Origin of the sequence: Streptomyces sp. ISL-94 (genome assembly GCF_018614075.1) — a bacterium.
Taxonomy (GTDB): domain Bacteria; phylum Actinomycetota; class Actinomycetes; order Streptomycetales; family Streptomycetaceae; genus Streptomyces.
Genome location: NZ_JAGGOZ010000010.1, coordinates 58,358 through 72,811, shown reverse-complemented (window position 1 = coordinate 72,811; position 14,454 = coordinate 58,358). Strand labels below are relative to the sequence as shown.

At 72.1% G+C, this 14,454-nt stretch carries 11 protein-coding genes and 3 pseudogenes; 12 read left to right on the top strand and 2 right to left on the bottom strand.

Annotated elements, in window-relative coordinates; genetic code table 11:
- Window positions 1-52: 52 nt before the first annotated feature.
- From J7E94_RS03275 to J7E94_RS03250, 6 genes are all read left to right on the top strand, one after another.
- The gene (locus J7E94_RS03275) at window positions 53-1,051 is read left to right on the top strand and encodes an ABC transporter permease (RefSeq protein WP_215012134.1); all 999 of its coding nucleotides are present in this window, start codon (window positions 53-55) and stop codon (window positions 1,049-1,051) included.
- Window positions 1,048-2,142, top strand: coding sequence for an ABC transporter ATP-binding protein (locus J7E94_RS03270; RefSeq protein WP_215012133.1), 1,095 nt, complete (start codon window positions 1,048-1,050; stop codon window positions 2,140-2,142). The genes J7E94_RS03275 and J7E94_RS03270 overlap by 4 nt, the downstream gene beginning before the upstream one ends.
- Window positions 2,139-3,257: an ABC transporter ATP-binding protein gene (locus tag J7E94_RS03265; protein ID WP_374224381.1), complete on the top strand. Its 1,119-nt coding sequence runs from the start codon at window positions 2,139-2,141 to the stop codon at window positions 3,255-3,257. Before J7E94_RS03270 ends, J7E94_RS03265 begins: the two co-directional genes overlap by 4 nt.
- Before the next feature lie 452 nt (window positions 3,258-3,709).
- The gene (locus tag J7E94_RS03260; RefSeq protein ID WP_215012132.1) at window positions 3,710-4,366 is read left to right on the top strand and encodes a trimeric intracellular cation channel family protein; all 657 of its coding nucleotides are present in this window, start codon (window positions 3,710-3,712) and stop codon (window positions 4,364-4,366) included.
- Between the two features lie 43 nt (window positions 4,367-4,409).
- Window positions 4,410-5,270: a thioesterase family protein gene (locus J7E94_RS03255; protein ID WP_215012130.1), complete on the top strand. Its 861-nt coding sequence runs from the start codon at window positions 4,410-4,412 to the stop codon at window positions 5,268-5,270.
- Window positions 5,271-5,668: 398 nt separating this feature from the next.
- Window positions 5,669-6,832 carry a cysteine desulfurase family protein gene (locus J7E94_RS03250; RefSeq protein ID WP_215012128.1) on the top strand — a complete coding sequence of 388 codons (1,164 nt, stop codon included), beginning with the start codon at window positions 5,669-5,671 and terminating at the stop codon, window positions 6,830-6,832.
- Here the strand turns inward: J7E94_RS03250 and J7E94_RS03245 are convergent.
- Window positions 6,825-7,519 (bottom strand): annotated as a pseudogene (locus J7E94_RS03245) (N-acetylmuramoyl-L-alanine amidase). The gene J7E94_RS03250 and the pseudogene J7E94_RS03245 overlap by 8 nt on opposite strands.
- A gap of 71 nt (window positions 7,520-7,590) precedes the next feature.
- Here J7E94_RS03245 and mnmA point away from each other — a divergent pair.
- Entirely contained in the window at window positions 7,591-8,730 is a 1,140-nt protein-coding gene (gene mnmA, locus J7E94_RS03240; RefSeq protein WP_215012126.1) for a tRNA 2-thiouridine(34) synthase MnmA, read from the top strand.
- 7 nt (window positions 8,731-8,737) lie between these two features.
- Here the strand turns inward: mnmA and J7E94_RS03235 are convergent.
- A pseudogene (locus tag J7E94_RS03235) lies at window positions 8,738-9,364 on the bottom strand (NADP-dependent oxidoreductase); the annotation flags it as partial.
- Here J7E94_RS03235 and J7E94_RS34140 point away from each other — a divergent pair.
- From J7E94_RS34140 to ligA, 5 genes and pseudogenes are all read left to right on the top strand, one after another.
- Window positions 9,363-9,755: pseudogene (locus tag J7E94_RS34140) on the top strand (helix-turn-helix domain-containing protein); the annotation flags it as partial. The pseudogenes J7E94_RS03235 and J7E94_RS34140 overlap by 2 nt on opposite strands.
- Before the next feature lie 88 nt (window positions 9,756-9,843).
- The gene (locus tag J7E94_RS03225) at window positions 9,844-10,188 is read left to right on the top strand and encodes a DUF1330 domain-containing protein (RefSeq protein WP_215012120.1); all 345 of its coding nucleotides are present in this window, start codon (window positions 9,844-9,846) and stop codon (window positions 10,186-10,188) included.
- Window positions 10,189-10,423: 235 nt separating this feature from the next.
- Window positions 10,424-11,113, top strand: coding sequence for an SDR family oxidoreductase (locus J7E94_RS03220; RefSeq protein WP_215012118.1), 690 nt, complete (start codon window positions 10,424-10,426; stop codon window positions 11,111-11,113).
- A complete protein-coding gene (locus J7E94_RS03215; RefSeq protein WP_215012116.1) occupies window positions 11,110-12,093 on the top strand; it encodes a methionine synthase in 984 nt (327 codons plus the stop codon). Before J7E94_RS03220 ends, J7E94_RS03215 begins: the two co-directional genes overlap by 4 nt.
- Before the next feature lie 30 nt (window positions 12,094-12,123).
- Window positions 12,124-14,325: an NAD-dependent DNA ligase LigA gene (gene ligA / locus J7E94_RS03210; RefSeq protein WP_215012114.1), complete on the top strand. Its 2,202-nt coding sequence runs from the start codon at window positions 12,124-12,126 to the stop codon at window positions 14,323-14,325.
- The last annotated feature ends 129 nt before the right edge of the window (window positions 14,326-14,454 follow it).

Here is a 14,454-nt window from a genome sequence, read left to right as displayed (position 1 = left end):
GGGGGCGCTCTCCAGAAGAGGGCGCCCCCGGGCCGCAGCCAGGCCGAGCGCAGTGCTTGCATATCTCACCCGACGGATCTTCGCCGTCATCGTCATGCTGTTGGTCATCTCGCTGGTGACCTTCGGAATCTTCTTCCTCTTCCCGAAGCTGATCGGGACGGATCCCGCGCTGTACTTCGTCGGGAAGCAGTCCGACCCCGCCGCCATCGAGGGCATCCGGCAGAAGATGGGTCTCGACGACCCGATCCTCGTCCAGTTCGGCAAGTTCATCGTCGGGCTGGTGGCGGGTCGCACGTACGCCAACGGCTCCGACGTCACGCAATGCGCCGCGCCCTGCTTCGGCTACTCCTTCAAGACCGAGCAGGAGGTCTGGCCGCTGCTCCTCGACTGGCTCCCGGTCACCCTCTCGCTCGCCGCGGGCGCCGTCGTGCTCTGGGTGATCGGCGGTGTCGCCACCGGCGTCATCTCCGCCCTCAAGCGCGGTACGGTCCTCGACCGTTCGGCGATGGGCGTCGCCCTCGCCGGCGTCTCCCTCCCCATCTACTTCACGGGCATGCTCTTCATCGCCTTCTTCTCCGACCAGCTCGGCTGGTTCGGGCGGCCGGAGGCGGCCTTCGCCGACGACCCGGGCAAGTGGTTCAACGGCATGGTCCTGCCGTGGGTCTCGCTCGCCTTCCTCTACGCGGCGATGTACGCGCGGCTCACCCGCGCGACCATGCTCGAAGTCCTCAACGAGGACTACATCCGCACGGCCCGCGCCAAGGGCCTGACGGAACCGGTCGTCATCGGCAAGCACGCGATGCGCTCGACGATGACGCCGATCCTGACCGTGCTGGGCTTGGACCTCGGCGCCCTGATGGGCGGCGCGGTGCTGACCGAGTCCACCTTCTCGCTGCACGGCCTCGGCTACAGCGCGGTCCGCGCCATCAGCGACCACGACCTGCCGGTCATCCTGGGCATCACCCTGATCTCCGCCTTCTTCGTCGTCGCGGCGAACCTCATCGTTGACCTCATGTACGCGGTGATCGACCCCCGAGTGAGGCTGTCATGACCGAACTGACCAAGACCGGAGCTCTGGGCGAGCCCGTCGGCCCGGGGGAGCCCTCCGGCGCCTTCCTCGAAGTCCGCGACCTCAAGGTGCACTTCCCGACCGAGGACGGACTGGTCAAGTCGGTCGACGGGCTCTCCTTCACGCTGGAGAAGGGCAAGACCCTCGGCATCGTCGGCGAGTCCGGATCCGGCAAGTCGGTCACCTCGCTGGGCATCATGGGCCTGCACCGTGTCGGCCAGTACGGCCGCCAGCGGGCCCGGATCTCCGGCGAGATCTGGCTGAACGGCAAGGAGCTGCTCTCCGCCGACGAGGACGAGGTGCGCAGGCTCCGCGGCCGGGAGATCGCGATGATCTTCCAGGACCCGCTGTCCGCGATGCACCCGTACTTCACCGTCGGCCAGCAGATCGCCGAGGCGTACCGGGTCCACAACAAGGTCGACAAGAAGACGGCGCGCACCCGGGCGGTCGAACTCCTCGACCGCGTCGGGATCCCCGAGCCGCACAAGCGGGTCGACAGCTACCCGCACGAGTTCTCCGGCGGCATGCGCCAGCGCGCGATGATCGCGATGGCGCTGGTCAACAACCCCGAACTGCTCATCGCGGACGAGCCGACCACCGCCCTGGACGTCACCGTCCAGGCCCAGATCCTCGACCTCATCCGGGATCTCCAGCAGGAGTTCGGCTCCGCCGTCATCATGATCACGCACGACCTCGGCGTCGTCGCCGAGATGGCCGACGAACTCCTCGTGATGTACGGCGGCCGGTGCGTCGAGCGGGGCACCGCCGAGAAGGTCTTCTACGAGCCCCGGCACCCCTACACCTGGGGCCTGCTGGGCTCGATGCCGCGCATCGACCGCGACCAGACCGAGCGCCTCATCCCGGTCAAGGGCTCGCCGCCCAGCCTCATCAACATCCCCAGCGGCTGTGCGTTCAACCCGCGGTGCCCGTACGCCGACGTACCCAAGGGCAATGTGACCCGTACGGTACGGCCGGAGCTCACGGAGGACGGCAGCCGCCACTGGTCCGCCTGCCACATGTCGCAGGAGGAGCGGACCCGGATCTGGACCGAAGAGATTGCGCCGAAGCTGTGACCGACACGCCTGAGACCAAGAAGACGGAAGCGGCGGTCATCCCCGCGCAGGCCGCGGACTCTCCGGAGCCCGATCTGCTGCTCAAGGTGACGGGCCTGACCAAGCACTTCCCGATCACCAAGGGGCTGCTGCGGCGGAAGGCGGGCGCGGTCAAGGCCGTCGACGGCATCGACTTCGACGTCCGGCGCGGTGAGACCCTCGGCATCGTCGGCGAGTCCGGCTGCGGGAAGTCGACCATGGGCCGGCTGATCACGCGGCTGCTCGAACCGACCGGCGGCACCGTCGAGTTCGAGGGCAAGGACATCACCCACCTCGGCGTCGCCGGGATGCGGCCGATGCGCCGCGACATCCAGATGATCTTCCAGGACCCGTACGGCTCGCTGAACCCGCGCCACACGGTCGGCACGATCGTCAGCGCGCCGTTCAAGCTGCAGGGCGTCGAGCCGGAGGGCGGCCTCAAGGCGGAGGTGCAGCGCCTGCTGTCCCTCGTCGGCCTCAACCCGGAGCACTACAACCGCTACCCGCACGAGTTCTCGGGCGGCCAGCGCCAGCGCATCGGCATCGCGCGCGCCCTGGCGCTGAAGCCGAAGCTGGTGGTCGCGGACGAGCCGGTGTCGGCGCTGGACGTGTCGATCCAGGCCCAGGTGGTCAACCTGCTGGACGACCTCCAGCAGGAGCTCGGCCTCACGTACGTGATCATCGCGCACGACCTGTCGGTCATCCGGCACGTCTCGGACCGCATCGCGGTGATGTACCTCGGCAAGATCGTCGAGCTGGCCGACCGCAAGTCGCTGTACGAGGCGCCGATGCACCCGTACACGACGGCCCTGATGTCGGCCGTGCCGGTACCGGACCCGCGCCGGCGCGGCGTCAAGAGCGGCCGCATCCTGCTCAAGGGCGACGTGCCGTCCCCGATCTCGCCGCCCAGCGGCTGCCGCTTCCACACGCGGTGCTGGAAGGCGACGCAGATCTGCACGACGCAGGAACCGCCGCTGCTGGCGCTCAAGACGGGCCACCAGGTGGCCTGCCACCACCCGGAGAACGCCCCCGACCAGGCCCCGGGCGACCAGCCCCTGCCGGGCGCGGCGGACGCGGTGGCCACGGTTTCGGAGTAGCGGCCGAAACGCCGACGGGGCCGGGCTTGCCGCACAACGGCGCACCCCGGCCCCGTCGGCATACCCGGCTCGTTCCGGCGCCGCCGGGCACATTCAGCCTCGCCCGGGTTCTTTCCGGCGCCGCCGGGCAAGTCCGGCCTGCGGGGCAAGCTCAGGATCCGCTTGGACCCCTGCGGCGTCGCTGGGCAAGTCCGGCCTGCGGGGCAAGCTCAGGATCCGCTTGGACCCCTGCGGCGTCGCTGGGCAAGTCCGGCCTGCGGGGCAAGCTCAGCCGCCGCTTGGACCCCCGCGGCGCGCCAGGTAAATCCAGCCTCGCCGGCGTTTGAGGCGTGGGGTCTGGGGCGGAGCCCCAGGGGCCGGGCGCAGCCCGGTCTTCCGGCGGAGCGGCGGCCGACGGGGCCCGGGTCCCGCCCCGGCGTCGGGTGGGCCCGCCGCCGGGCGACAATGAGCCGGTGCTCCACGATCTCTTCCCGCCCGGGATCCAGCATGCCCTGGACCTCGCCGGCATCTTCGTCTTCGCCACCGCAGGCGCCCTCCTCGCCGTCCGCAAGAACTTCGACGTCTTCGGCATCGCCGTCCTCGCCCTCGTCACCGCCCTGGGCGGCGGCCTCTTCCGCGACCTGGTCATCGGCGCCGTACCCCCGGCCGCCTTCGGCGAGCTCAGCTTCTTCCTGACCCCCCTCCTCGCCGCCGCGCTCGTCTTCTTCCTGCACCCCGAGGTCCAGCGCATCAACCGCGCCATCAACGTCTTCGACGCGGCCGGCCTCGGCCTGTTCTGCGTGACGGGCACGACCAAGGCGTACGAGTACGGCCTCGGCCTCACCGCCTCCGCCGCGCTCGGCCTGGCCACCGCCGTCGGCGGTGGCGTCCTGCGCGACGTCCTCGTCAACGAGGTGCCGTCGCTGCTGCGCGACCGCGAGATGTACGCCGTCCCGGCGGTCGTCGGCGCCTCGATGGTCGCCGTCTTCATCGGCCTCGACGCCCTCAACGCCTTCACCACCGGCCTGGCGATCGTCACCACCTTCGTCCTGCGCCTCCTCGCCATGCGCTACCACTGGCGGGCCCCGCTGGCCTGGAACCGACGCTCGGCGGTGGCCGAAGAGTCGTAGAAAAAGCTACCGCTTAGTAGCAAGCGGGTGTACCGTCGTTCACATGTCACACGCAGCTGCCCAGGCATCCATCGGCGACAGCGAGTTCGACCGCGACACCACCATCACCGCGCGCGCGGGCGAGCCCGGGGTGTACGACGCGGAGCTCTCCGCCGGCTGGACGATCATCACCGCCGTCAACGGCGGCTACCTGCTCGCCCTGGTCGGCCGGGCCCTGTCGGCGGCCCTCCCGCACCCGGACCCCTTCTCCGTCTCGGCCCACTACCTGACCTCCTCGGTGCCCGGCCCCGCCGTGATCCGCACCCAGGTCGCCCGCGTCGGCCGCACCCTCTCCACCGGCCAGGCCTCGCTGTTCCAGTACGACGAGAACGGCGCCGAGGTCGAGCGCATCCGCGTCCTCGCCTCCTACGGCGACCTCGCCTCGCTCCCGGACGACGTCCGCACCACGGCCGTGCCGCCCGTCATGCCCGCCTACGAGGACTGCCTCGGCCCCGAGGCCGGCCCGGCCCCGATCCCCGGCAGCTCCGCGATCGTCGACCGGCTCCGGCTGCGGCTGGACCCCGCGACCGCCGGCTGGGCCGTCGGCGCGCCCTCGGGCAAGGGCGAGATGCGGGCCTGGTTCGAACTGGCCGACGGCCGCGACGCCGACCCCCTCTCCATGCTCCTCGCGGTGGACGCCCTCCCGCCCACCTCCTTCGACCTCGGCCTGCTGGGCTGGACCCCGACGGTGGAACTCACCACCCACATCCGCCGCCGCCCGGCCCCGGGCCCCCTCCGCATCTCGATCACCACCCGCAACCTGGCCGGCGGCTTCCTGGAAGAGGACGCCGAAGTCTGGGACACGGCCGACCACCTGGTAGCCCAGTCCCGTCAACTGGCCCGCGCTCCGCGCACCCTTTCCTGACGCGTCCCTCGCACGGCTCGGCCCTGGCGGGCCTCCCCGGCTTCGGGCCACTGAGCCGGACTCCGTCCGGCGATGCCGGGCATGTGCAGCCTCGCCGGCGTGTGAGACACGGGTCTGGGCGGAGCCCGGGGGAGGGTCCGGGGCGGAGCCCCGGGGAACGGCGGAAGGGCGGGTAGGGGACAAGCCCCGCAGGGCCCGGCACCGTCCCGCCGACGGCGCCCCGCAGGGCCCGGCCCCGCCCCGCCGACGGCGCCCCGCAGGGCCCGGCCCCGTCCCGCCGACGGCGCCCCGCAGGGCCCGGCCCCGCCCCGCCGGCCGGGGCTCCACGGGCCCCCGCGGACCCCCGTGGAACGGAAGGGTCGGACCGCCCCCGCGCAGACTCGTAGAATCGGGGGATCATGGCCTACCTCGACCACGCCGCCACCACCCCGATGCTGCCGGAGGCCGCCGCGGCGATGACCGCGCAGTTCGCCGCCACGGGTAACGCGTCCTCCCTCCACGCCGCCGGCCGCCGCGCCCGCCGTACCGTCGAGGAGGCCCGCGAGGCCTTCGCCGAGGCGATCGGAGCCCGCCCGAGCGAGGTGGTCTTCACCGCCGGCGGCACGGAGGCCGACAACCTCGCCGTCAAGGGCCTCTACTGGGCCCGCCGCGACGCCGACCCGGCCCGGACCCGTGTCCTGTCCAGCCCCGTCGAGCACCACGCCGTCCTCGATGCCGTCCACTGGCTCGCCGAGCACGAGGGCGCCCAGGTCGAGTACCTGCCCGTGGACCGCTACGGCCGCGTGCACCCCGAAGCCTTCCGCGAGGCCGTCGAGCGCAACCCCGACGACGTCGCGCTCGCCACCGTCATGTGGGCCAACAACGAGATCGGCACCGTCATGCCGGTCCGTGAACTGGCCGACATCGCCGCCGAACACGGGATCCCGCTGCACTCCGACGCCGTCCAGGCCTTCGGCCAGCTCGACGTCGGCTTCGCCGACAGCGGCCTCGCCGCCATGACGGTCAGCGGCCACAAGATCGGCGGCCCGTACGGCATCGGCGCCCTGCTGCTGGGCCGCGACCAGAGCCCCGTACCCGTTCTGCACGGCGGCGGGCAGGAGCGGCACGTCCGTTCCGGCACCCTCGACGTCCCGGCCGTCGCCGCCTTCGCCGTGGCCGCCACCCTCGCCGCCGAGCGGCGCGAGCGGTTCGCCACCGAGATCGGCTCCCTGCGCGACGAGCTGGTCGCCGCCGTCCTCGCGGCCGTGCCCGACGCCGTCCTCGGGGGAGACCCCGTCGACCGGCTGCCGGCCAACGCCCACTTCAGCTTCCCCGGCTGCGAGGGCGACTCCCTGCTCCTGCTGCTCGACGCGCAGGGCATCGAGTGCTCCACCGGCTCCGCCTGCACGGCCGGCGTGGCCCAGCCGAGCCACGTCCTGCTGGCCGCCGGCACCGACCCCAAACTGGCCCGCGGCACCCTGCGCTTCTCCCTCGGCCACACCTCCACCAAGGAGGACATCGCAGCCCTGGCCGCGGCCATCGGCCCGGCGGTGGCGCGCGCCCGCACAGCAGGCCTCAGCTAGCGGCGGCCAGCGCCTCGCCGACCAGGCGGATGTACCGGTTCCAGTCCCAGTGGCGGCCGGGATCCGTGTGGTCGGCGCCCGGCACCTCGGAGTGCCCGAGGATGTGCTTGCGGTCCACGGGTATGCCGTACCTCCGGCAGATGTCCGCCGCGAGCCGGGCCGACGCCCCGTACATCGCGTCCGTGAAGTCCTGCGGCCGGTCCACGAAGCCCACGTGCTCGATGCCGACGCTGCGCTCGTTCATCGAGCGGCTGCCCGCGTGGAAGGCCACGTCCAGCTCGCGCACCATCTGCTCGATGTGGCCGTCCTGGGCGACTATGTAGTGCGCCGACGCCTTGTGCCACGGGTTCTTGAAGGCATCCACCGAGGACTCGAAGCCGCCCTGCGTCACATGCACGACGATCCGGTCCACGCGGTAGTCGTCCGGCCGGTCCGCCATCCGCCAGTTCGCCGGCGAGGCCGACGTCCAGCTCGCGCCGGCGTGGTCGAGCTCGCCCTCCTTGCGCGGCTTGGCCACCCCACCCCCGGCACCAGCCACCAGGCCCGGCCGATCTCGTCCCGGCCGGCGATCGCCGCCACCGCGAAGATCCCGAGCCCCCCGAAGAGCACGGCCCTGCGGGTCCTGCCCGGCTTGCCCGCCGGCTTCTTTCCCGGCGGCTTCTTCGCCTCGTTCCCCTTGGTCACCATCGTGATCCACCCCCCCACAGCCGATAACGCGCTGTGGCCCCGCCCGGTTCCCCCGTACTCTGGACGGTGCTATGACTGAGAACCTGCCGCGCACCGCCCGCCCCCTTCGCGTCCTGGCCGCCATGTCCGGCGGCGTGGACTCCGCCGTCGCCGCCGCCCGCGCGGTCGAAGCCGGGCACGACGTGACCGGCGTCCACCTCGCGCTCTCCGCGAACCCGCAGTCCTTCCGGACCGGCGCCCGCGGCTGCTGCACCATCGAGGACTCCCGCGACGCCCGCCGGGCCGCCGATGTCATCGGCATCCCCTTCTACGTCTGGGACCTCGCCGAGCGCTTCCGCGAGGACGTGGTCGAGGACTTCATTTCCGAGTACGAGGCCGGGCGCACCCCCAACCCCTGCCTGCGCTGCAACGAGAAGATCAAGTTCGCGGCGCTGCTCGACAAGGCCCTCGCCCTCGGCTTCGACGCCGTCTGCACCGGCCACTACGCCACCGTCGTCCTGAACGAGGACGGCACCCGCGAGCTGCACCGCGCCTCGGACATGGCCAAGGACCAGTCGTACGTCCTCGGCGTCCTCGACGAGAAGCAGCTCGCCCACGCCCTCTTCCCGCTCGGCGACACCCTCACCACCAAGGACGAGATCCGCGCCGAGGCCGAGCGGCGCGGCTTGGCCGTGGCGAAGAAGCCCGACAGCCACGACATCTGCTTCATCGCCGACGGCGACACCCAGGGCTTCCTTGCGAACCGCCTCGGCAAGGCCGAGGGCGACATCGTCGACGAGGCGACCGGCGAGAAGGTCGGCACCCACGAGGGCGCCTTCGGCTTCACCATCGGCCAGCGCAAGGGCCTGCGCATCGGCCACCCGGCCCCCGACGGCAAGCCGCGCTACGTCCTCGACATCTCCCCGGTGAACAACACCGTGACCGTCGGCCCCGTCGAGGCCCTCGACGTCACCGCCCTCACCGCCATCCGCCCCCGCTGGTGCGGCTCCACCGCGGCCGCCCCGGGCACCTACACCGCCCAGCTGCGCGCCCACGGCGGGGAGACCGAGGTCTTCGCCGAGCTGGTCGACGGCGAACTGCGCGTCTCCTTCACCGAGCCGGTCCGCGGCGTGGCCCCCGGCCAGGCGATCGTCCTCTACGACGGCACCCGCGTGGTCGGCTCCGCCACCATCGCGACGACCACCCGGGCCACGGCCGCCGCCACCGCCTGAGCAGCGCTCAGACGACCGTCAGGACGATCTTGCCGGTGGTCCGGCCCTGCTCGCCGATCTCGTGGGCCTTCGCGGCCTGCGCCAGCGGCAGCACGGTGTCGACCAGCGGCTTGAGCAGGCCCTGGTCCGACAGGGCGGCGATCGCCTCCAGGCCCTTGAGGTCCGGCTCGACCAGCACCCAAGCCGCGTACACCCCGTCGGCCGCGGCCGGGACGGAGTCCGGGCCGGGCAGTGAGATCAGGTGCCCGCCGGGCTTGAGGACCTTCAGGCTGAGCTCGGCGGTTTCGCCGCCCAGCGCGTCCAGCACGACGTCGACGTCCGAGACCGCTTCGGTGAAGTCCACCGACCGGTAGTCGATCAGCTCGTCGGCGCCCAGCTCGCGCAGGACGTCGTGCTTGCTCGCGCTGGCGGTGCCGATCACGTACGCGCCGCGCGCCTTGGCGATCTGCACCGCCAGGTGCCCGACGCCGCCCGCCGCCGCGTGGACGAGCACCCGCTGCCCGGCCGAGACGCCGGCGGTGTCCACCAGCGCCTGCCAGGCGGTCAGCGCCGCCAGCGGCAGTGCGGCAGCCTGCACGTGGTCCAGCGAGGCGGGCTTGCGGGCGAAGTGCCGGGCCGGGGCCACCACGTACTGGCGCGACGGCGGCCAGGCCCAGTACATCGACCGGCCCGTCCCCGAGCCCACCGTCGCCACCACCACCGCCACCCGCGCCTGGGCCCTGGAACGCCTCGACGAGCCGATCACCCTGGGCGAGCTGGCCACCCACGCCCGGATGAGCCTGCGCACCTTCACCCGGCGCTTCCGCGACGAGGTCGGCATGACGCCGGTCCAGTGGCTCACCGCCCAACGCCTGGAGATCGCACGCCACTTGCTGGAATCCAGCGACCTCCCCGTCGACCTGGTCGCCCACCGCTCCGGCTTCGGCTCCGCGGGCTCCCTGCGCCAGCACATGCGGACCGCCCTCGGGACCTCCCCGATCGCCTACCGGCGTACCTTCCAGCCGCAGAGCCCCGCCCTGGCATGACCTCCGGGGTAATCGCCCCCGACACCCCGGGCTGGCAGGATCTGGTCAACGGCCCGAACCGACGGGCCGGTTGAAGGGGGAGACCATCATGACCGCTTACGCCATCGGCCACATCCGCCCCGACACGATGAACGAGGACATCCTCCGCTACATCGAGGAGATCCAGGCCACCATGGACCCCTTCGGCGGCCGCTTCCTGGTCCACGGCAAGGAGGTCGAGGTCAAGGAGGGCCCCTGGCCCGGCACGGTCGCCATCATCGGCTTCCCGGACATCGAGAAGGCCCGCGCCTGGTACGACTCCGACGCCTACCAGGCCCTCATCCCGCTGCGCACCGACCACATCGCGGGCGAGATCATCCTGGTCGAGGGTGTCCCGGCCGACTACGACGCCTCGAAGACGGCCGCCGCCCTGCGCGCAGCCGCCGGGCTCTGACCGCGGGCCAGGGGTCTCTGACCGCGGGCCGCGGGGCTCTGACCGCCGGCCGCGGGGCTCTGACCGCCGGCCGCGGGGCTCTGACCGCCGGCCGCGGGGCTCTGACCGCCGGCCAGGGGTCTCTGACCGCGGGCCATGGGGCTCTGACCGTCGGCCACCGGGCCACTTTCCCGTGATCGGCCCGATGCGGGACACCTGAGACGGGCGGCCCGGGCGGGGTGCGAGCATGGGCGGTATGGCTACTCACCTGATCACCGGTGCCGGGTCCGGCATCGGCGCCGCCGTCGCCGCCCGGCTGCACGCCCGCGGCGACGAGCTCGTCCTTCTCGCCCGTGACGCCGGCCGCGCCAAACAGCTTGTCGAGCGCTACCCCGGCGCGCGGGCGCTCGTAGGAGACCTCGCCGATCCCGACCGGCTGTCGTGGGCCTTCTCCAAGCAGGCCGTCCCCGAGCGCATCGACTCCCTGCTGCACATCGCCGGGATCGTGGACCTCGGACCCGTCGGTGAGCTGCGGCCCAAGACCTGGCACCAGCAGCTCAACGTGAACCTGATCGCCCCCGCCGAGGTCACCCGGCTGCTGCTGCCCACCCTGCGGGCCTCCCGGGCGACCGTCGTCTTCGTGAACTCCGGCGCCGGGCTGCACGCGCACGCCGACTGGAGCGCGTACGCCGCCTCCAAGCACGGGCTGAAGGCCCTCGCCGACTCGCTGCGCGAGGAGGAGAAGGGCAACGGGATCCGCGTGACCTCCGTGTACCCGGGGCGGACGGCCAGTCCCATGCAGGCCAAGGTGCACTCGCAGGAGGGCAAGGAGTACGACCCCGCCGCCTGGATCGACCCCGAGTCCGTCGCGACGACGATCGTCATGGCCGTCGACCTGCCCCGCGACGCCGAGGTCAACGACCTGAGCGTGAGGCCCGGCCGATGACCGCGAGCGCGACCGGCATCGGATCGCTCCCCGGCGGCGACGCCCGGGAGGCCGCCAAGACCGTCACCGGTTCCTTCGAGGAGTTCCCCTACCTCGCCGAGCTGCCCGCCCGCGGGCCCGGCGCGGACATGATCGGCCGCTCCCTCGGGCTGCTCGTCGACATGTACGCGCACGTCGAGCCCAGCGGCTGGCGGGTGAGCGACCGCTCGGGGCGGGACAGCAAGCGCGCCCGGTCCTGGCTCGGCGAGGACCTCGACGCCCTGGAGGAGTTCACCCAGGGGTACGCCGGCAAGCTCAAGGTCCAGGCCGTCGGGCCGTGGACCCTGGCCGCCTCCCTCGAACTGCACGGCGGCGAGGCCGTGCTCCAGGACGCCGGCGCCTGCCGCGACCTGGCCGGATCGCTCGCCGAGGGGCTGCGCGAGCACTTGGCCGACGTACGCAGGCGCATCCCCGGGGCCGAGATCGTGCTCCAGTTCGACGAGCCCTCGCTCACCGCAGTCCTGCTCGGGCGGGTGCGCTCCGCGAGCGGCTACCGGACCTACCGGGCCGTCGACCGGCAGGTCGTCGAGGGGACGCTGCGGGAGCTGTTCGCCGTCCACGACGGGGACGTGATCGTGCACTCCTGCGCGCCCGAGGTCCCCTTCGGCCTGCTGCGGCGCGCCGGCGCCACGGGCGTGTCGTTCGATTTCTCCCTGCTCACGGAGCGCGAGGACGACACCATCGGAGAGGCCGTCGAAAGCGGTACGACACTCTTCGCCGGAGTGGTGCCGGGCACCGACGGTCCGTTGTCAGACCCTGCCGGTAGCGTCATGGGTGTCAGGAAGCTTTGGCGCAGGCTGGGGCTGGCCCCGGGGACTCTGGCGGAGTCCGTCGTGGTCACCCCGTCGTGCGGTCTGGCGGGCGCTTCACCCGCCTACGCGCGCGCGGTGCAGGCGCATTGCGTCAGGGCGGCGAGGTCGCTCGCCGACAACCCTGAGTGACGGTCGAGACGGGGCACGGGAGGACACGGCATGGCAGCCGAACAACAGGACACGGCAGTACCGGCGGCGGTGCGTGAGCAGCACGCGCTGCTGGCCGAGCAGGTCGAGGAGCACCGCTTCCGGTACTACGTGAACGACCAGCCGGTCGTCAGCGACGCCGAGTTCGACAAACTGCTGCGCTCGGTGGAGGCGCTGGAGGAGGAGTACCCGGAGCTGCGCACGCCCGACTCGCCCACCCAGAAGGTGGCCGGGGCGTACGAGACGGACTTCGCCTCCGTCCAGCACCGCGAGCGGATGCTCTCCCTCGACAACGCCTTCGACGACGAGGAACTGGCCGCCTGGGCCGAGCGGGTGGCCCGGGACACCGGCACCGCCGACCACCACTACCTGTGCGAGCTGAAGGTGGACGGCCTCGCCGTCAACCTCACCTACGAGAACGGCCGCCTGACCCGTGCCGCCACCCGCGGCGACGGCCGCACCGGCGAGGACATCACGCCCAACGTCCGCACCATCGCCGAGATCCCGGACCGCCTCAAGGGCGACCGGATCCCGGCCCTCGTCGAGATCCGCGGCGAGGTCTACTTCCCGATGGAGAAGTTCGAGGAGCTCAACGCCCGGCTCGTCGAGGCCGAGGGCAAGCCCTTCGCCAACCCGCGCAACGCGGCGGCCGGTTCGCTGCGCCAGAAGGACCCGAAGGTCACCGCCACCCGGCCGCTGCACATGGTGGTGCACGGCATCGGCGCCCGCGAGGGCTTCGAGATCGAGCGCCAGTCGCAGGCGTATGAGCTGCTGCGCGAGTGGGGTCTGCCCACGGCCCAGCACAACAAGGTCGTCTCCTCGCTCGACGAGGTGCGCGAGTTCATCGCCTACTTCGGCGAGAACCGGCACTCCGTGGAGCACGAGATCGACGGCGTCGTCGTCAAGCTCGACGATATCGCCCTCCAGGGCCGCCTCGGCTCCACCGCCCGCGCCCCGCGCTGGGCCATCGCCTGGAAGTACGCCCCCGAAGAGGTCAACACCAAGCTGATCGACATCAAGGTCGGCGTCGGCCGCACCGGGCGCGTGACCCCGTACGCCCAGGTCGAGCCGGTGACGGTGGCGGGCTCCGAGGTCGAGTTCGCGACCCTGCACAACCAGGAGGTCGTCAAGGCCAAGGGCGTGCTCATCGGGGACACCGTCGTGCTGCGCAAGGCGGGCGACGTCATCCCCGAGATCCTCGGCCCGGTGGTGGACCTGCGGGACGGCACCGAGCGGGAGTTCGTGATGCCGGCCGCCTGCCCCGAGTGCGGGACGGAGCTGCGGCCGATGAAGGAGGCGGACATCGACGTGCGGTGTCCCAACGCGCAGACCTGCCCGGCCCAGCTGCGCGAGCGGCTGTTCTACCTCGGCGGCCGGCAGAGCCTGGACATCGAGAACTTCGGCATGGTGGCCGCCGCCGCACTCACCGCCCCGCTGGAGCCGGCCCAGCCGCCGCTGCTCGACGAGGGCGACCTCTTCGGCCTGACCATCGAGCAGCTGCTGCCCATCAAGGCGTACGTCCTGGACCAGGACAGCGGGCTGCCCAAGCGGGACCCGAAGACCGGCGAGGAGAAGATCGTCACGGTCTTCGCCAACCAGAAGGGCGAGCCGAAGAAGAACGCCCTGGCGATGCTGGAGAACATCGCGGAGGCCAAGAACCGCCCGCTCGCCCGCATCATCAACGGCCTGTCGATCCGTCACGTCGGCCCCGTCGCCGCGGAGGCGCTGGCCCGCGAGTTCCGGTCGATCGAGCGCATCGAGCAGGCCACCGAGGAGGAGCTGACCGCCACCGACGGCGTCGGCGCCATCATCGCGGCCTCCCTCAAGGAGTGGTTCGCCGTCGACTGGCACCAGGAGATCCTGCGCAAGTGGCGGGAGGCCGGAGTCCGGATGGAGGAGGAAGGTTCCGCCGAGGAGGAGGGGCCGCGGCCGCTGGAGGGGCTGACCGTCGTCGTCACCGGCACTTTGCAGAACCACACCCGGGACGGCGCGAAGGAGGCCCTGCAGAGCCGCGGGGCCAAGGTCACCGGCTCCGTGTCGAAGAAGACCTCGTTCGTCGTGGTCGGCGACAACCCGGGCTCGAAGTACGACAAGGCCGTGCAGTTGAAGCTCTCGATTCTCGACGACGCCGGCTTCGAGGTACTGCTGGAGCAGGGCCCGGACGCGGCGCGGGAAGCCGCGCTTCCGGTGGACGGCGGGGGCCAGGAGCAGTAGGACGGGGAAAGGCAATCGCCTCGGGGGAGTAGCGAAGGCGAACCGATGCGTGGCGTGCGGCCGTACGGGCGGGCGCACGCCGGGCGCGTCTACCGGTGATAAACGGCCGGTACAAGGCTGTCAGCAGGG